Origin of the sequence: Brachybacterium sp. AOP42-C2-15 (assembly GCF_052377065.1) — a bacterium.
Lineage (GTDB): Bacteria > Actinomycetota > Actinomycetes > Actinomycetales > Dermabacteraceae > Brachybacterium.
This window is the reverse complement of sequence record NZ_JBQSWK010000020.1, coordinates 1-17,972: the sequence shown is the minus strand read 5'-3', so window position 1 is coordinate 17,972 and position 17,972 is coordinate 1. Positions and strand designations below refer to the sequence as shown.

At 71.4% G+C, this 17,972-nt stretch carries 12 protein-coding genes; 8 read left to right on the top strand and 4 right to left on the bottom strand.

Going from position 1 to position 17,972, the window contains the following annotated elements:
- Positions 1–57 precede the first annotated feature (57 nt).
- On the bottom strand, positions 58–3,429 hold the full coding sequence (locus ACT3SQ_RS11920) for an ATP-dependent helicase (protein ID WP_444501742.1): 3,372 nt from the start codon (positions 3,427–3,429) through the stop codon (positions 58–60).
- Positions 3,426–6,593, bottom strand: a complete 3,168-nt coding sequence (locus ACT3SQ_RS11915) for a PD-(D/E)XK nuclease family protein (protein WP_441444166.1) — start codon at positions 6,591–6,593, stop codon at positions 3,426–3,428. Before ACT3SQ_RS11915 ends, ACT3SQ_RS11920 begins: the two co-directional genes overlap by 4 nt.
- A gap of 154 nt (positions 6,594–6,747) precedes the next feature.
- Here ACT3SQ_RS11915 and ACT3SQ_RS11910 point away from each other — a divergent pair, with 154 nt between their 5' ends.
- The 4 genes from ACT3SQ_RS11910 (at position 6,748) to ACT3SQ_RS11895 (ending at position 11,518) form a co-directional block, all read left to right on the top strand.
- Positions 6,748–7,410, top strand: coding sequence for a TetR/AcrR family transcriptional regulator (locus ACT3SQ_RS11910; RefSeq protein WP_441444167.1), 663 nt, complete (start codon positions 6,748–6,750; stop codon positions 7,408–7,410).
- Between the two features lie 58 nt (positions 7,411–7,468).
- Positions 7,469–7,690 carry a DUF3107 domain-containing protein gene (locus ACT3SQ_RS11905; RefSeq protein WP_441444168.1) on the top strand — a complete coding sequence of 74 codons (222 nt, stop codon included), beginning with the start codon at positions 7,469–7,471 and terminating at the stop codon, positions 7,688–7,690.
- Positions 7,691–7,713: 23 nt separating this feature from the next.
- A complete protein-coding gene (locus ACT3SQ_RS11900; RefSeq protein ID WP_441444169.1) occupies positions 7,714–9,432 on the top strand; it encodes a metallophosphoesterase family protein in 1,719 nt (572 codons plus the stop codon).
- A 103-nt stretch (positions 9,433–9,535) separates the two neighbouring features.
- Positions 9,536–11,518 (top strand): DEAD/DEAH box helicase, encoded by a 1,983-nt coding sequence (locus tag ACT3SQ_RS11895; RefSeq protein ID WP_444501741.1) that lies wholly within the window; start codon positions 9,536–9,538, stop codon positions 11,516–11,518.
- A gap of 131 nt (positions 11,519–11,649) precedes the next feature.
- On the opposite strand, the gene ACT3SQ_RS11890 is transcribed toward ACT3SQ_RS11895, so the two are convergent.
- A complete protein-coding gene (locus ACT3SQ_RS11890; RefSeq protein WP_441444171.1) occupies positions 11,650–12,534 on the bottom strand; it encodes a PHP domain-containing protein in 885 nt (294 codons plus the stop codon).
- A gap of 97 nt (positions 12,535–12,631) precedes the next feature.
- Here ACT3SQ_RS11890 and ACT3SQ_RS11885 point away from each other — a divergent pair, with 97 nt between their 5' ends.
- The 4 genes from ACT3SQ_RS11885 to ACT3SQ_RS11870 are packed head-to-tail and all read left to right on the top strand — an operon-like array spanning position 12,632 to position 17,329.
- A complete protein-coding gene (locus ACT3SQ_RS11885) occupies positions 12,632–14,122 on the top strand; it encodes an aminopeptidase P family protein (protein WP_441444204.1) in 1,491 nt (496 codons plus the stop codon).
- The gene (locus tag ACT3SQ_RS11880; RefSeq protein WP_441444172.1) at positions 14,119–15,468 is read left to right on the top strand and encodes a magnesium transporter MgtE N-terminal domain-containing protein; all 1,350 of its coding nucleotides are present in this window, start codon (positions 14,119–14,121) and stop codon (positions 15,466–15,468) included. Before ACT3SQ_RS11885 ends, ACT3SQ_RS11880 begins: the two co-directional genes overlap by 4 nt.
- Before the next feature lie 2 nt (positions 15,469–15,470).
- The gene (locus tag ACT3SQ_RS11875) at positions 15,471–16,073 is read left to right on the top strand and encodes a DUF1003 domain-containing protein (RefSeq protein WP_441444173.1); all 603 of its coding nucleotides are present in this window, start codon (positions 15,471–15,473) and stop codon (positions 16,071–16,073) included.
- Positions 16,070–17,329, top strand: a complete 1,260-nt coding sequence (locus ACT3SQ_RS11870; protein ID WP_444501740.1) for an Mrp/NBP35 family ATP-binding protein — start codon at positions 16,070–16,072, stop codon at positions 17,327–17,329. Before ACT3SQ_RS11875 ends, ACT3SQ_RS11870 begins: the two co-directional genes overlap by 4 nt.
- Positions 17,330–17,513: 184 nt before the next feature.
- Here ACT3SQ_RS11870 and ACT3SQ_RS11865 read toward each other — a convergent pair whose 3' ends face one another.
- A complete protein-coding gene (locus ACT3SQ_RS11865) occupies positions 17,514–17,927 on the bottom strand; it encodes a twin-arginine translocase TatA/TatE family subunit (protein WP_441444175.1) in 414 nt (137 codons plus the stop codon).
- Positions 17,928–17,972 lie beyond the last annotated feature (45 nt).

Here is a 17,972-nt window from a genome sequence, read left to right as displayed (position 1 = left end):
CCGCAGCGCAGGACGAGCCCTCCCGTGGGGCGCCCTCACGTCACTCCCCCATGAACGTCACTCCCCCGCGAGCATCTGCGCGATCTTCTCGCGGGAGGGGTGACGGCGCACCTCGTGGGTGACCCCATCGGCCACGAAGTGGAAGGCGGTGCGGATCCGGGCGAGCGGCAGCCCCGTCTGCTCGTGCCAGGCCAGGCGGTAGAGCGAGAGCTGGAGGGCGCGTTCGCGCAGCTGGGCGGGGCGCGGGACTCGGCCGGTCTTCCAGTCCACGATCATCACGCCCTGGGTGCCGTCGGTCCCCTCGGGGTCGGCGAAGACCGCGTCGATGATGCCCCGCACCGCGATCTCCCCGATCCGGGTGTGGACGGGCTGCTCGACCGCGAGCGGTGAACGGTCAGCCCACTCGGATGCCGCGAAGGCGTCCCGCAGGCTCCGATCGTCGGCGCCGGGCCCCTCCTCGTGGTCCTCCGCGTCCTCCAGGTCCAGCAGGTCCTCGAGGTCCAGCAGGGTCGCGCTGTCGTAACGGGACTCGAGCCAGGCATGGAAGGCGGTGCCGCGGGCGGCCGCCGGAGAGGGGCGGCGCGGCAGGGGGCGCAGCAGGTCGATCGCCGCGGCGTGGGGATCCCGGGCCTGGTGGACCACCTGAGAAGCTGAGAGCCGCGGCGGGGAGTGGACCAGCGGCGGGGCGGCCTGCTGCTCGATGTCCGCGACGGCGCGCCGCACCAGCTCGGCGAGCTGCGGGTCCGCCGGCGCATCGTCCGTCGCTGCGGCGTCGGTGAGCAGCGCTGCGGCGCGGGCCCGGGCGCGCTCCTGCTCCCCGGGGGCCGGCGGCCACTGCGCCTGCGGGCGTTCGCTCTCCAGGGGGTTCTGCTCGGGGATCTCCTGGACGGTGCGGAAGCGCTCGGGCACCAGGTCCCCCACTTCGGTGAGATAGCGCGAGCGGGGCCGGGCGGAGGCGAGCCCGCTGCGCCAGGCGGCAGAGGTCAGCAGCAGGCGGCGGCGCGCCCGGGTCACCGCGACGTACATCAGCCGGCGATCCTCCCGCAGCGACTCCTCGCCCTGGGCGAAGCGGTAGTCCTCGATGAGTCCTTCGGCGTCGACCTGGGTATCTGCTTCGGCCCAGGCCAGCTCCGGGAGGGTCTCTGCGTCGCCGCGCAGGGCGGTGGGCACCGATGCGGAGGCGAGCTTGCCCAGCCAGCCGTCCCCGGGTACCCGGGTGCGGCCCGCCTCATCGGTCTTCGCCCGACGCAGGTCGTAGGAGGGGACGGTGCCCTCGGTGAGCCCGGCGACGGCGACCAGGTCCCATTCCAGGCCCTTGGCGGAGTGCATGGTGACGATCGTGACCGCGGCCGGGTCATGCGCGGTTTCGGGGGCGGCGGTGACGGCGAGCCCTGCCTCCTCGTCCTCGCTGATCTCGAGCAGGTCGAGATAGGCGCCGAGCCCACCGCGCCTGGCGGTGCGGTCGAACGCTGCAGCGTGGTCGCGAAATGCCTCGAGATCGGCGAGCGCCCGGGAGTCGGGCTCGGATTCCAGCAGTGTGAGGTCGACGTCCAGCAGCCGGGTCGCGGCGGTGATCAGGTCCGGCAGCGGCAGCGGGAGCAGTCGTCGCAGCTCGCGCAGGAGCTGCTGGACCTGGAGCAGCCGGGCCCGTCCGGTGGTGGTGAGGGATCGATCGGAGGGGTCGGTCCAGTCAGCGGGCGGGAGGTCGTCGACCGCGTCGATGAGCGAGACGGTCTCCGCCTCGTCCTGACCGCCCGGAGCCTCTCCATCGCGGCGCAGGCGAGAACCCATCCGGTCCCGCCAGCGGCCCAGCACCGCGAGGTCCCGGGCTCCGAGCCGGAACCGGGGCCCGGTCAGCAGGCGCATCAGCGCGTCCCCGCGGCCGGGGTCGTAGGCGCATTCCAGCACCGCTCGGACATCAGCGACCTCGGGGCGGTGCAGCAGCCCGCCCAGACCCACCACCTCGACGGCCAGCCCCTGCTCCTGAAGTCCTTCGACCAGGGCGGGGATCTGGCGGCGGGCGCGCACCAGCACCGCGGCCGACGCCGGCGCCTCGTCATCTGCGCCTTCCGCCCGGCGCTCGAGGACCCAGCGGCCGATCGCGCGTGCCTCGGCGCGCTCGTCGGCCGCCTCGATGATCTCGCAGGCGCCCTCCCCCGCCCCGGGCCGGGGCTGCAGCTCGGGGATGGTGAGCCCCGCATCGGCGTGGCGCAGCGGGGCTGCGAGCCGGTTCGCCGTTGCGAGCACTGCCTGGTCGTTGCGCCACGAGGTGGACAGCGTGCGCTGCAGGACACTCTGCTCGGGGGTCGCGAAGGCGTCGGCGAATCCCGCGAGCGAGGCGGCGGAGGCTCCGCGCCAGCCGTAGATCGCCTGCTGCGGGTCGCCGACGGCGCAGGCGGCATGGCCGGGACCGAAGAGGTCGGTGAGCATCTGCAGCTGCGCCACGGAGGTGTCCTGGAATTCGTCCAGCAGCACCACCTTGTGCATGCGCCGCGCGAGAGAGCTCGCGGCCGGTACCTCCCTCGCCACCCGGGCTGCGAGGGAGACCTGGTCGGCGAAGTCGAGGGCGGAGGCCTCGGCGCGGATCTCGGCGAAGCGTTCGAGCAACGGGATCAGCGCGAGCCGGGACTCGAGTGCCCCGAGCACCTTGGCGACCTCCTTCGGGGTGGTGCGGCGGCGCCCCTCGACCTGCAGCGGGATCTGGGACAGATGCTCGTGGATCTCGTGCAGGTGGGCGGCGAGCTGTGCCGGGGTCACCAGGTGATCGGCCAGCGACGAGGTCAGCGAGAGCAGTGCGGCGGTGAGGGTCGCCGGGGAGGCCTCGAGGTCCAGCGAGTCGTCCCAGCCCTCGATGATCTCGTGGGCGAGCTGCCAGGAGGCGGAGGTGGACATCATGGTCAGCTCGGGGTCGATGCCGACGGCGAGCGCATGCTCGCGCACCAGGTCCAGGGCGAAGCCGTTGTAGGTGTGGACCACCGGGCGCTGCCCCACCAGGTCATCGCCCCCGCGCTCGAGGCCGCGCGGGAGGGGCAGGCCCTCTGCGCGCAGCGCGGTGGCGAGGGTGCCGAGGCGGGCACCGATCCGCTCGGCGAGCTCGTGGGCGGCCTTGCGGGTGAAGGTCAGGCCCAGCACCTGGCGGGGCTCGACGATCCCATTGGCGATCAGCCACACCACCCGGGAGGCCATGGTCTCGGTCTTCCCCGAGCCGGCTCCGGCGACCACCAGCATCGGGGCCAGCGGCGCCTCGATCACCGAGGTCTGCTCGGCGGTGGGCGGGGGCTGTTCGAGCAGTGCTGCGAGGGATGCGGCGGAGTGGCGGGCCCTCTCGGCGGTGCTAGCGGTGCTAGCGGTGCTAGCGGTGCCGGCGGTGCCGGGGGTGCCGGGGGTGCCGGGGGTGTCGGGGGTGTCGGGGATGTGCGGCGAGGTCACAGCTGATCTCCTTCGGGCTGCAGCGGGCAGCTGCTGCGCACGGCGCAGTGGGTGCAGTGGGCGTTCACGCGGGCGGTGACCTGGTCTCCGGACACGTCGCGGGAGACCTGCTGGACCAGGTCGTCGAACCAGGCGGGGTCCTCGGCGCGAGGCAGGGCAGTCTGGGTGCGCACCGCGGCCTTCTTCCCGCCGGTGCCGACGTAGACCAGCTGGGCTCCGTTGAGCCGCTCGGGGGCATCCTCGCCGAGCTCCTCGTTCAGCGCGCCCTCGCGCACCGCCGCCTGGTAGGCGGCCAGCTGGAGATCCTCCTCGGCCTTGGCAGCGCTCTTCGCGGCGCGCCCGGATTTGAGGTCCACGACCCGCAGCCCGGTCGCATCGCCCTCGATCCGGTCGATGCTGCCGCGCAGCTGGACCCTGCCGAGCTCCACCTCGAAGGCGGCTTCGACGGCGAGCGGCTCGCCCGCACTGCGCAGATGCTCGGCGAGCAGGCGGGCGGCGTCCTCGGCGCGACGCACCCGGCGCCGGCCGGACCAGGTCTCGGTGCCGGGCACGGTGCGCAGCAGGGTGTGCAGCTCACCGAGCAGGTCCTCCTCGGGCCCCTCCGGGCCACGGGGATGGACCTGCGCGAGATGGTGGAGGGCGGTGCCGATGAGCTGCGCGGGCCCGCCTGAGCGGGTGCCGCCCGCCCGTTCCATCAGCCAGGACTGCGGGCAGTCCACCGCGCGTTCGAGGGCGGAGGGTGAGAGCCGGATCGGGGTGCCGTCCTCGTGCAGCGGCTCGGTGGAGCTGGGCTCCTGGTGATACCAGCGGGCGGGATCGGCGCCCGGGGCCCCGGCGCGGCCCAGGGCTGTCAGGGCGAGCGCCGCATCACGGATCTGCTGGGGGTCCTCGTCCTGCAGACGGCGTCGCAGGGCCGCGACCAGTCGACGGGCGTCGGGCGCGGGGCCGGGGTCCCGACGCAGGGTCTCGACATCGACCCACGGCGCCTGGACCAGCGCCTCGAGGGCGTCGAAGAGTGCGGAGGGCTCGCTCTGCTCATCCTCCACCGCGGTGACCAGCACACGCCGTCGGGCCCGCGCGAGAGCGCTGACGGCCAGGCGCAGCTCGTCGGCGAGCACCTGTTCGCGCTGGAGCGCCCGGAGGGCTTCGAGCTCGAGCGGGAGCTCGCCGCCGCGGCGAGCTCCTGCCCACAGCGACAGCTCGGCGGCGCCGAACAGGGTCGAGCGCAGGCGCAGGTCGGGCCAGGCGCCTTCCTGCAGGCGGGCGAGCACCACGGTGTCCCGGTGCTCGCCGGCGAGCTGGGCGGGGGTGAGCACGGCGATACGGCCGCGGGCGGTGGCGGCCGGTGCGAGGGTGTCCTCGACGACGGCCTGGGCGCGGATCTGCTCGACCAGGTCCAGCGCCCCGGCCCCGGGGCGGCGGTCGGTGAGTCGTTCTGCCGCGGCGAACAGCTCCAGCAGGGCGTCGAGCCGGGAGGACGCCATCCGCGAGCGCGCACCGTCGACGTCGCCCGCATCTCCCAGGGCGGCGCGGCGCCAGCCGGAGGCGAGGCCGGAGGCGTCCCAGGCGTGCCAGAGCACCTGCTGGGCGTCGGCCCGGCGATGCTCGCGCACCGCACGGATCATGTCCCGCACCCGGTGCACGGGAGCGGCGGCGCGGCCCTTTGCGTCCGGTGCGGGGAGCCCCGGCAGCTCGGGGTCGACCAGAGCGCGGGCGAGCAGCTGCTCGCTGGTCGCCGTGCTGTCCGGCTCCGTGGCACGGTGGGCTCCCAGCAGCAGCCGACGGATGCGTCGCAGGCGGAGGGTGTCCGCATCGCCGAAGGGACCGCGCAGCAGCTCATCGGCGATCCTCGGGTCGAGCGCTGCGTCCGCGGGGGCGAGGCCGATCTCGAGGATGGTCATCAGATCCGCGACCGCGGGGACCTCGCGCAGCGGCTGGGGACGGCGCGGTGCCCGCACGGGCAGACCAGTGCGGGAGAGCAGATCTGCGACGTCGGCCACGGCGGCTCCGGAGCGGCACACCACCGCCATCTCGTCGTAGGGGACATCCTCACGGTGGTGGAGGTCTCTCAGCGCGGAGCCGATCAGCCGTGCTTCGTCGAGCGGGTCCTGTGCCCGCAGCGCCACCAGTCCCCCGCGGCGGGTGCTGCGCGGGCGTCGGGAGTCCGCCGGTGCGCCCGCCAGCGGAAGCCTGCCCCGCAGCGTGTCGACCACGGCGGTCAGACCCTCCATCTGGGCATGCATGCCGTCCAGGAGCACCTCGGTGAGCGGCCGCGGCAGCAGCTCGCGCAGCCGGTCCCCGGCATCGGGCAGAGCGCCCCGGAAGGTGTCGACCGCAGCATCGGGGCTGCTGCACACCATCACCCTCGCTCCGGCCGCGCGCAGCGCTGCGATCAGGTCGATCCCGGCAGCGGTGAGGTCCTGGGCATCGTCCACCACCACGGCACGGAAGGGCAGGGGGGTCTGCGGGTCTGCGAGCAGGCGCACGGCACGGCGCACGAGGGCGCCGGAGTCCAGGCGGGGTCCGGCGTCCAGGGCGGCAGAGGCCTCGAGGTCGAGCACCCCGAGGTAGTCGCGCAGAAGTGCGGCGGCATCCTGCCAGGCGGGTCTCCCCCGGTCGCGGCCCAGGGACTCGAGCTCGGACGGGGAGAGCCCGAGCTCGGTGGCGCGGGTGATCAGATCCCGCAGCTCGGTGCGGAATCCGGGCAGGGTGCGGGCCGTGGCGTCGACGTCGAGATGCCAGCTCTCGCGCTGTGCGATCAGCTCGGCCAGCAGCGCGTCCTGCTCGGCGCCGGTGACCAGGGTCGGCGCGCCCAGGCCACGTCGAAGGGCGTCGGCGCGGGTGATCGCGTGGCCGAGTGCCGGCGGAGTCATCGCTCGGATCTGTCCGCTCCCGTGCACGGCCAGGGCGTCCCGCAGCCGGCCGGCGGCGACACGCCGGGGGGCCAGCAGCAGCGTCCCTTCGCCGGAGAGCTCGGCGGCGGCCAGCGCGAGCGACGTGCGCCCGCTGCCCGGACCGCCGTGGACGAGCACATCTTCTCCGCCGAGGAAGCTCTCCAGCGCCCGTTGCTGGGCAGGGTCCAGGGCACTGGCGGGGTGGACGGCAGGCAGCGCCTCGAGATCGGGTCCGAGCAGTCGGATCCCTGCACCGGTGATCGTGCCCATCGTTCGCATGACTCCATTCCACCCCACGGGGCCCACAAGCGTTCATACCACCGGGGAGAGCTGACGGCGGTAGAGTGTTCGGGATCACGACGAACCCGACATTTGTCCCGCGGCACGCGCCCACCGCTGCGGTCCGAGACGGAGGCCGATGCCCATGTCCACGTCCGCCACGGCCAGGATGCCCCGTGCTCAGCGCCGCATCCAGCTGCTCGAGCTTGCGACCCGAGTGTTCACCGAGAAGGGCTACCAGGCCACGTCGATGGACGACATCGCCGCCTCGGCAGGGGTCACCAAGCCCGTGCTCTATCAGCACTTCAGCTCCAAGGAATCCCTCTACATCGAGGTCCTCGACATCATCGCCGAGACGATGCTCGAGGAGGTGCGGGCATTGAGCGAGTTCCAGGGCGACACCAGCTCCCGGGTTCGCCGCGGGCTGCATCGCTTCTACCGGTTCGTGGCATTGGACAACTCCCTGCGGCTGTTCACCGGCCACGAGGTGATCTCCGAGGCGGTGCAGGAGCGCGTGGTCGTGGTCCTGGATCGGCTCGCGATCGCGCTGGCCGGCGTGCTGACAGCTTTCCGCCAGGTCAGCGTCGAGGAGTCGCGGATCCTCGGCCGAGGGCTCATCGCCGTCACCCAGACCACCGCGCAGCTGCTCCACAGCGCGGAGGACGAGGAGGCACGCGAGACGATCCTCCACACGATGACCACCACTGTGGTGCACGGGCTGATGGGCTTCGCAGCTCTCGAGAATCCACGGACCGGCGAGGTTGTGCTGGGGGCGGACAGAGAACCCGTGCCCTCCTCCGACGCGTAGACTTCGAACGGCACAGCAACGAACGTCCCCGCCCTGGTGGCGGAGGGAAGGTCAGGTCATGGAGATCCGAATCGGCATCCAGCACTCCCCTCGCGAGATCGTGATCGAGTCCGAAGAGAAGGCTGACGCCCTGCTCGAGCGGCTCGGCACGGCCATCACCGACGGCACCCCCGTCACCCTGGTCGACGACAAGGGACGCACCGTGCTGATCCCCGGGGCGAAGGTCTCCTACGCCGAGGTCTCCACCGAGGAGCCCCGCCGCGTCGGCTTCCTCGGCTGAGACCTGATGATCCCGCGGTCCCTGTGAACGCCGACGAGGACCGGCCCCGCAGCGCGTCGGAACTCGACGAGGACGGCCACGCCGTCCCCGCCGAGGAGCAGCCGGATCCTGAGGAGTCCCCGATCCGTCGGCGCCGACTGCGGCGCCGCCGCGCACGCCTGCTGCATGTCACCACCACGGCGGTGGTGGCGGTGCTGGGCGGGATCGTGGGCCTGCTCCTGGTCCCTGCCACCACGGTCGAAGTGGGCCCGCTGACCGCCAGCGTGCACCTGCGCCCCTCCCTCTCCTCGCAGACGGTGATCCTGCTGCCGCCGGTGGGCGAGGTCACCTTCGACTCCCACACCGCCCCGGTGCGCATCGAGGCCAGGGTCAAGGCCGTGGACGTCGAGAAGGCGGAGGCGCTGTTCTACGCAGATTCCGGGTTCACCGAGCTCCAGCAGTCCGCCCCCGAGGCCATCACGGCCGCCGCGGCGAAGAATGCCGCGCTGAACGCATTGTTCGCCGCCGCCGGTGCAGGGCTCGCTGTGGGGCTGACCTTCCGCCGGGTGCGCCGTGCACTGGTCGCCGGCGGCAGCGCGGTCGCGGTGGTGGGAGCGTCGGTGGCCGCAACCTCGGTGACCTTCTCTCCCGAGTCCCTCAGCCAACCGAAGTTCGAAGGGCTCCTGTCCCAGGCCGCGTACATCGCGGACCTCGGCCAGGGCAAGGTCATCGACTACCAGAGCTATCGCGACACGCTCGCCGAGTTCGTGGGACAGGTCTCCGCGCTGTACATCGCCGCGGATTCGCTGCCGGTGGGGCTGGATCAGGAGAACCTGATCACCGTCCTGCACGTCTCGGACATCCACGACAATCCCCAGGCCTATGACGTGATCGAACAGCTGCACACGCAGTTCGCGATCGACGTGGTGATCGATACCGGGGACATCGTCTCCTGGGGCACTCCGCTGGAGAACGAGCTCCTGCACTCGATCGGCTCCCTCGACGTCCCGTACGTCTACGTCAGCGGCAATCACGACGGCGCCGCGGCCGCGGCCACGATCGAGTCCCAGCCCAATGCCACCGTGGTCGACAACGAGGTGGTCGAGGTGGCGGGGCTGCGCATCGCGGGCATCGGCGATCCCCGCTTCGCGGCCGACGACGACTCCGATGCCGGGGGCTGGCGCGAGGGCGACGAGGCGGTGATCGCAAGCGCCTTCCAGCTCGGGGACACCATCACGGCGTACGACGGCGAGCATCCTGCGGAGCCTGTGGACATCGCGCTGTTCCACGATCCGACCAAGCCTGAGGGGCTGCTGGGGCGCGCACCGCTGGTGCTGTCCGGGCACATGCACACCTCGAAGGTCGAGTTGGATCGCGATGATTCCGGGACCGACTGGCTGACCGTCGGCTCGACCGGCGGCGCGCTCGCGTCCGGCGGGGTCTCGCCGGTGCTCCAGGGAGACGATCCGCTGGACCTCACCGCGCGGATGCTCTATTTCGACAAGAACACCCGGCGCCTGGTCGCCTATGACGACATCGTGATGGGTGGGCTCGGCCTGGTGTCGGTCTCCATCCAGCGCTCCCAGATGCCTGATGAGGTCCCGGAGCTCGAGATCCCCGAGGGCGCCGAGACCCCCGAGGGCACCATTCCGCCCGAGCAGGAGGTCGAGCCCGGCGAGGGCCTGCCCGACGAGGACCGCGTCACGCCGACCGATCCGGTGAGCCCTCTGCCCGATCCCAGCGACGGGGGTCAGGAAGGGTAGGGCTGAGCAGGATCACTGTGAGTGGGAAAGAACCTGATCCGGGTGCCGATTCGGGCATGGGGGCTACGATGGCTATGCATATCCATGATCAGAGAGTTGAACGGTGCCTGAAACCATCCCGCACACCGATGAGGCCGTGTCGGCCTCCCCTGCCGTCGAGCTGAGCTCCGGCACCCCTGCCCCGGCCGAGCCGGAGCAGACCTTCGCCCATTTCGATGTTCGCACGGACATCGTCGAGGCACTGGCCGCGAAGGGCATCACCACTCCCTTCCCGATCCAGTCGCTGACCCTTCCGGTCGCCTTGCGCGGCCGCGACATCATCGGCCAGGCCAAGACCGGTACCGGCAAGACGCTCGGTTTCGGCATCCCGCTGCTGCAGAACTCCGTGGCCCCGGGCGAGCCGAACCCTCAGAACCGGGTGATCGGAAAGCCGCAGGCCCTCGTGGTGCTGCCCACCCGTGAGCTCGCAGTGCAGGTCGCTCAGGATCTTCAGACCGCGTCGGCGAAGCGGCCGATCCGGATCCTCACGGTCTACGGCGGCCGTGCCTACGAGCCGCAGATCGAAGCGCTCGAGAAGGGTGTCGAGGTCGTCGTGGGCACCCCGGGGCGCCTGATCGACCTGATGCGTCAGAAGTATCTGGACCTCTCCCAGGTGCGCACCGCGGTGCTCGACGAGGCCGACGAGATGCTCGACCTGGGCTTCCTCGAGGACATCGAGAAGCTGCTGCAGGCGGTGCCCGGCGATCGGCAGACGATGCTGTTCTCCGCCACCATGCCCGGTCCGATCATGGCGCTGGCTCGCCGGTTCATGAAGCAGCCCACGCACATCCGGGCGCAGGATCCGGGCGATGAAGCCCGCACGAAGGCCGACATCAAGCAGGTCGTCTACCGTGCCCACCAGCTCGACAAGATCGAGGTGATGGCCCGCATCCTGCAGGCTCGCGGCCGCGGCCTGTCGATCATCTTCATGCGCACCAAGCGCCAGGCGGACCGGGTGGCCGGCGATCTCGCCGATCGCGGCTTCGCCGCCGCTCCCCTGCACGGCGACCTCGGCCAGGGCGCTCGCGAGCAGGCGCTGCGCGCCTTCCGCAACGGCAAGATCGACGTGCTGGTCGCGACCGACGTCGCCGCCCGCGGCATCGACGTCACCGACGTCACCCATGTCGTGAACTGGAACTGCCCGGACGACGACAAGACCTACCTGCACCGCACTGGCCGGACCGGGCGTGCGGGCAAGAAGGGCACTGCGGTCACGTTCGTGGACTGGGAGGACCTGGCGCGCTGGGCTCTCATCGCCCGCCAGCTGGGCCTGGAGTCCACCGAGGCCGTGGAGACCTACTCCACCTCCGATCATCTGTTCGCCGAGCTCGACATCCCTGCAGGGGTGAAGGGCACGCTGCCCAAGGGCGCGCGCACCCGCGAGGGTCTCGAGGCGGAGACGCTCGAGGATCTGGGCGGGACCGACCACTCCGGCCGCAGCTCGCGGGAGAGCCGCGGACGTGACGGCGGCCGCAGCCGCGAGGGCGGCCGTGGTCGTGATGGTGGCCAGGACGGTGGCCGCGCTCGTGAGGGAAGCCGGGGACGGGACGGCGGTCGCGAGGGCAGCCGTGACCGTGACGGCAGCCGTGACCGTGATGGCAGTCGTGACGGCAGTCGCGGACGTGACCGCTCCCGTGGTGGGCGCAGCGAGAGCCGCGTCCAGGATGGCGAGAGCACGGAGAGCACCGCGAGCCAGGACGTCGCCGGCACCTCGAGCGACGCCGGTTCGAACACTGCTGGCTCCCACACTGCCGGCTCGAACGCTGCCGTCAGCGGCGCGTCCGCCTCCGAGCGTCCCCGCCGCAGCCGTTCGCGGTCGCGCACCCGTCGGGTCAACGGCGAGGTGGTCGACGAGACGCCGACCGGGACGTCGGCCAGCGACAAGAGCGGCGAAAGCAAGAGCGGCGAGAACAAGGGCAGCGGAAGCAAGGGCGGCGAGAGCCGGGGCGAGTCCTCGGGCGATGACCGTCCGCGCCGTCGCCGGTCCCGGGGCGGCCGCGGTCGCTCCGGCGGCAACAGCTCCGGAGCTGCTCCGCAGGAGGGCTGAGGCCCGCGGAAGGTCAGCTCCTCGAGGATGCTGAACCCCGCACGGTCGCAACCGAGCCTTCACGGTGGGCCATGAACGGCGGCCCATGAACGATGGCCCATGATCAGGCAGATCATGGGCCATCGTCATGCTCAGGGCCGGATGATGCGGGTGCCGCTGGTGGCCCGTGCTGCGATCGACTCGAGCACCTCGGGGGCGGTGAGATTCTCGCCCAGCTCATTGGGCTTGCCGCTGCCGTGGAAGTCGCTGCCGCCGGTGATCAGCAGGTCGTGCCGCCGGGCGAACTCGCGCAGCCGTGCGGTCTCCGCCTCGTCGTGCTCGCGGTGGTCGACCTCGATGCCGTCCAGCCCCGCGTCGACCATCGCCTCGAGCAGCGCGAGCGGCAGGTCGTCGTCGCGGGTCACCGAGCCGGGATGCGCGACGATCGAGACGCCGCCCGCCTCCCGGATCGCACGCACGGCGGCCAGCGGCGAGGGGGCATAGTAGGGCACGTAATAGGGGCCGGAGGGACGCAGCACCTCGGTGAAGGCCGCAGAGCGGTCCGGGACCACCCCGGCGGCCACGAGCGCGTCCGCGATGTGCGGGCGACCGATCACGGTGGTCTCGCCGGCGACCTGGGCGGTGACGTCCTCCCAGCTGAGCGGGTGGTCCACGGAGATCAGCTCGACCATCCGCCGCGCGCGCTCGACCCGTGAGGCGCGGGCGCTGGCCATCTCCTCAGCCAGGTCGGAGTCCGGCGAGGGGTCCACCAGCAGCGCGAGGATGTGCACGCTCGAGCTCTCGTGCTCGCTCGAGACCTCGATCCCCGGCACAGCCGCCAACCCGCTGGCGGCCACCGCCGCCGGCAGCTCGGACCAGCCATCCACGGTGTCGTGGTCCGTCAGAGCCAGCACGTCCAGGCCTGCTGTGCGGGCCTGCGCGAACAGCTCCCCCACTCCCGTGGTGCCGTCGGACCACGAACTGTGGGAATGCAGATCGATGCGCTGGCTGTCTGGGGAGTCTGACCTCTCACTCATACGACCAGGGTAGACCGCGACATGAGAACATCGTGGTGTGAACACCGAGAGCGTCAAGAGCACCCAGAACACCGAGAGCGCCGAGAGCGCCGAGCGGATGAGGGACCTCGCCTGCCGAGGAGATTCCCGCTCCCAGCGCCCCAACAATGAAGCCTTCCGAGAGTTCATCTCCTCCGGCTGGGACGAGACCGTCCCCGATGCCGCCCGCCTCGAGTCTGCGGACGCCACCCCGGCGCGCCGGGATGCGCTGGTGCGCCGCCTGCCCGGTACCCGCCTGGTGCTGCCTGCCGGTGTGCTCAAGGTGCGCTCCAACGACACTGACTACCCCTTCCGGCCCGATACCGCCTTCGCGTACTTCTCGGGCCTCGGCACCGATGAGGAGCCGGACAGCGTGCTCGTGGTCGAGCCTTCTGCCGAGGACCCCGAGACTGCGGAGGCGACCTACTTCTTCCGTCCCCGCGCCGGGTTCGACACCGATGAGTTCTATGCCGATTCCCGCTATGGCGAGATGTGGGTGGGACGTCGGCCCACTCTCGTCGAGGCCTCGCAGCGCCTGGGCATCGAGGTCCGTCACATCGAGGATCTGCGCGATCACCTTGCGAAGGATGTCGGCGCCCAGCTGTCGCTGAGCGTGATGCCGGGCGTGGACGCCGCCGTGGAGTCGATGGTCGAGGAGATCCGCGGCCAGAACGGCCTGCCCGGCGGGGACGAGGCCCTGGGCGAGCATGCCGCTCTCAAGGAGGCCGCGAGCGAGCTGCGCCTGGTCAAGGACGAGTACGAGATCGGGCAGCTGCAGAAGGCGGTCGACGCCACCATCCGCGGCTTCGAGGACGTCATCCGCCACCTGCCGGAGGCCGTCGGCCATCCGCGCGGCGAGCGCGTGATCGAGGGAGTCTTCGCCGCCACCGCACGGGCCGACGGCAACGGCGTCGGCTATGACACCATCGCCGCCGCCGGCGACCATGCCTGCACCCTGCACTGGACACGCAACCACGGCGTCGTGCGCGGGGACGAGCTGGTGCTGATCGACGCCGGGGTCGAGGTCGATTCGCTGTACACCGCCGACATCACCCGCACCCTGCCCGTCGCCGGCACCTTCTCACCGGTGCAGCGGAAGATCTATGAGGCGGTGCTGGCAGCCTCGGACGCCGCCTTCGCAGTGGCCCGTCCCGGGCTGCGATTCCGTGAGCTGCACGCCGCGGCGATGGAGGTCCTCGCCCATACGCTCGAGGAGTGGGACCTGCTGCCCGGCACCGCGGAGGAGTCACTCTCCCCCGAGGGCCAATGGCATCGACGCTGGATGCCCCACGGCACCAGCCACCACCTGGGGATGGACGTGCACGACTGCGCCCAGGCTCGCCGCGAGATGTACCTCGACGCGGAGCTCGAGCCGGGCATGGTCTTCACCATCGAGCCCGGGCTGTACTTCAAGGAGAACGACCTGCTGGTCCCCGAGGAGCTGCGCGGCATCGGGGTGCGCATCGAGGATGACGTGCTGGTCACCGCCGACGGCGTCCGGAACCTCTCCGCCGCCGCACCTCGCGGCGCCGACGAGGTGGAGCGCTGGATCGCCGAGCTGCGGCAGTGAGCACCACGGCTCAGCCGCGCTTCTACGCGGCCCGGCTCGCCGGCACCTCGGTCTTCGATCCCATCGGAGACGTGGTGGCGACGGTCCGTGACGTGGTGGTGGTGCCGCAGTCCCGCACCAGCGCGCGGGCCGTCGGCCTGGTGGTCGAGGTGTCCGTCAAGCGCCGGGTGTTCCTCCCGATCACCCGGGTCACCTCCATCTCCCCCGGCCAGGTGATCTCCACCGGGGTGCTCAACGTGCGACGTTTCGAGAAGCGCACCGGCGAGCTGCTGGTGATCGGTGAGCTGCTGGATCGGGCGGTGACGCTCCTCGACGGCACCGGCGAGGCGACGGTGCTGGACATCGCGCTGGACCAGAACCGTCACCGCGACTGGGACGTCTCCCGACTGCACCTGCGCCGCCGCCGCGTGGGCAGCTCGCTGAGCCGGCTGGTCACCCGCGGCCAGACCCTCACCGTCGAGCTGTCCGAGGTCTCGGGGCTCTACGGCACCCAGGCTGAGCAGTCCGCGCATCTGCTGGCCGCGTCCTATCAGGATCTGAACCCTGCCGACCTCGCCGAGATCATCCAGGAGCTCGAGCCCAAGCGCCGGATCGAGCTCGCCGGTGAGCTGGCCGACGAGCGCCTCGCCGACGTTCTCGAGGAGCTCCCCGAGGACACCCGGGTCGAGGTGGTCACCGGGATGGACGCCACCCGCGCGGCGGACATCCTCGATGCGATGGATCCCGACGACGCCGCGGACCTCGTCCAGGAGCTCCCCGAGCATGTCGCTGCGCACCTGCTGAACCTGATGGAGCCCGAGGAGGCGGAGGACGTCCGCCGCCTGCTCGCCTATGACGAGTACACCGCCGGCGGCATGATGACCACCGAGCCGCTGATCGTCGCGCCGGAGACCCCGGTGGCGCACTGCCTGGCGATGATCAGCCGCGAAGCGGTCCACGCCGCTCTCGCCTCGACCGTGCACGTGTGCCGCTCCCCGCTCGAGACACCCACCGGGAAGCTGCTCGGCATCGTCCACTTCCAGCAGCTGCTGCGGGAGCGTCCGGACCGCCCTGTCGGCGAGATCATCGATCCCGACCGGGTCGCGGTCGAGCCCTCCGCCCCGCTGTCCACCGTCACCCGCGAGATGGCGACCTACAACCTGGTCTCCATCCCGGTGATCGATGAGGACGGCCGCCTGCTGGGCGCGGTCACGGTCGATGACGTGCTCGACCATGTGCTGCCCGATGACTGGCGCGAGCAGGACGAGCCGCCGCCCGCCACCGGACAGATCGATCTGTCGGAGATCGCCCGGGCCACCGCCCGGGACGCCGAGGCCGCCGCCGCGGACCGCACGAAGGGAGAGTGAACATGGCAGAGCGCAACCCCGCCCCGCTCGATGATCCGGCACCCCGGCGCCGGCCGCTGCTGCGCAACCCCTTCCGCGGAGACACCTTCGGGCGCGGTGCGGAGGGCTTCGCCCGGATGATGGGCACCCCGGCGTTCCTGGTCGGCATGACCATCTTCTGCGCGGTGTGGCTGACCTGGAACTCGCTGATGCCGGAATCGGCGCAGTTCGATCCCCGGGCCCTGAATTTCACCCTGCTGACGCTGATCCTCTCCCTCCAGGCCTCCTACGCCGCGCCCCTGCTGCTGCTCGCGCAGAACCGTCAGGACGACCGTGATCGCGTGCAGGTCGAGCAGGATCGCCAGTCCAACGAGCGCAACCACGCCACCACCGACTTCATCACCCGAGAGATCGCCTCGCTGCGCCTGGCGCTGAACGATGTCGCCACCCGCGACTTCGTGCGCGGCGAGCTGCGCGATCTGCTCGACGATCTCGAGGCGCCTCCCGCGCCCGCCCCCGACGCCGACGCTCTGCGCGCGATCCTCCGTGAGGAGGTCGAGGCGGCGCTGGTCCGCCGTGACGCAGGCGACGGCGCCACGTCATCGAAGGAGCAGCATCCTCAATGAACGCTTCCGACCCCATGAATGCATCAGACCCAGTGAACGCGTCCGACCCCCGGAACGCCTTCGAACAGCCCGCTCCCGCGCACACCACCGGCGAGCAGCCCACCGAGCATCCCGGTGACGGACAGAGCGCTGAGGATTCGCGCGTCGCGCAGATCCGCGAGGCCCTGAACGGGGTGATCGACCCCGAGATCCGCCGTCCCATCACCGAGCTCGGCATGGTCGGCTCCGTCGACGTCGATGCCGAGGGCGTCGCGAAGGTTCATGTGCTGGTCACGATCGAAGGCTGTCCGATGCGTGATCGCATCGAGCGCGAGACTGCGGAGGCGACCGCGACCGTGCCCGGACTCTCGCGGGTCGAGGTCTCGACCAGCGCGATGACCGAGGAGCAGCGCAGCGAGCTCACCAAGCGGCTGCGCCAGGGCCGCCGCCAGATCCCCTTCAACCAGCCCGGCTCGCTGACCCGGATCTTCGCGATCTCCTCCGGCAAGGGTGGGGTCGGCAAGTCCACGGTGACCGCGAACCTCGCCGCGGCGATGGCGGCCGACGGACTGCGCGTGGGGGTGATCGATGCAGATATCCATGGCTTCTCGATGCCCGGCATGTTCGGCATCACCGACCAGCCCACCAAGGTCTCCGATCTGCTGATGCCTCCGGAGGGCCACGGGGTGGCGGTGATGAGCATCGGCATGTTCGTGCCCGAGGGGCAGGCGGTCGTCTGGCGCGGACCGAAGATGCACCGGGCGATCGAGCAGTTCGCCTCGGACGTCTTCTGGGGTGACCTCGACGTGCTGCTGCTGGACCTGCCGCCCGGCACCGGAGATGTGGCGATCTCCGTGGCCCAGCTGCTGCCCAGTGCCCAGATGGTCGTGGTGACCACGCCCCAGCAGTCCGCCTCGACGGTGGCCGAGCGGGTGGGCTCGCTGTCGACCTCGACCGAGCAGGAGGTCGCCGGGGTGGTCGAGAACATGGCCGGGCTGACCCTGCCCGACGGCACCGTGATGGATGTCTTCGGCACCGGTGGCGGGGATCGCGTCGCCGCGACGCTCGCCCGTGCCGTGGGGCACGACGTGCCCGTGCTGGGCCGGATCGCGCTGGATCCCGCGCTGCGCGAAGGCTCGGACCGGGGCGTGCCGCTGGTGGTCTCCGACCCCGATTCGCCGACCGCGATGGCACTCAAGGGTGTGGCCCGAGCGCTCGTGCGCAAGCCTCGCGGGCTGGGTGGGATGAAGCTGCCGCTGACGGTCGCCCGGTCCTGACAGGGGCACTCGGTCTTCAGGCCCGGGGCCGTCGGCTCCGGGGTGTCAGTTCAGGGGCGTCAGTTCAGGGGCGCCAGATCCGGCTGCGGAGTCCGCTCAGGTGGATGCTGCCGTCAGCTCAGGCGGCTGCCGCCGTAGGCTCAGGTGGATGCCGCCGTCGGCTCAGACGGATTCTGCCGTCAGCTCAGGTGGCTTCGTCGTCGAAGGGCGCCCGCTTCGGGGCCTTGTCCTTCGCCGACTTCGAGCCGGACTTCGCACCCTTCTTGGCGGCACCTGCTGCGGCGCCCCCGGCGGCGATGCTCATCGCCTCCTTGCCGGGCAGCAGCTCCTCGAGGTCGGTGTCACCCCAGGCCTCGCGGATGATGCGGCGAGGATCGTACTGGCGGGGGTCGTACTTCCGGAGGTCCTCGATGGCGATGCCCATCTCGTCCTCGACGGTCGAACGTGAGTCGTCCACCCAGCGGCGCGCCTGGCGCACCCACGAGATCAGCTGCCGGGTGACGTCAGGAAGACGCTGCGGCCCGACGAACACCAAGAACACGATGAGCAGGACGACGAGCTCCCACCCACCGAGGCCGATGAATCCGGTGCCGCCCATTGTCCACCTGTACGTCTCGAGGTCCGCTGATGCCTGACATTATTG